This window comes from Photobacterium sp. R1 (assembly GCF_054600795.1).
The window spans coordinates 1-235 of the sequence record NZ_BAAHZP010000997.1 but is presented as its reverse complement, the minus strand read 5'-3'; the positions used below and the strand labels follow the sequence as shown (position 1 = coordinate 235).

The window sequence follows — 235 nt, the reverse complement described above, 5'->3', positions numbered from 1 at the left end:
GTCAGGGCTGGTGCCGGCACTGGCAATGATGATCATTGCGACCTACCAGGCCGGAGACTCACTAAAACGGCAAGCCTATAACCAGCTGGAATCATTACGCGAAGTCAAGCAAGATGCGATAGAGCGATACTTTGCCTCACTGACCCGGCAAATTACACTCGAAGCCAGCAACCCGTTCACCGCGCAGGCACTGGACGCGTTGCGCCGGGGAATGGCTGAGCTGCCGCCGGTCGAT

At 57.9% G+C, this 235-nt stretch carries 1 protein-coding gene; it reads left to right on the top strand.

Annotation, left to right across the window (positions count from 1 at the left end; all coding sequences use genetic code 11):
• Positions 1-235, top strand: a 235-nt coding sequence (locus tag ACYP03_RS28055) for a hypothetical protein (protein WP_459782942.1), incomplete at both ends; no start/stop codon positions are given.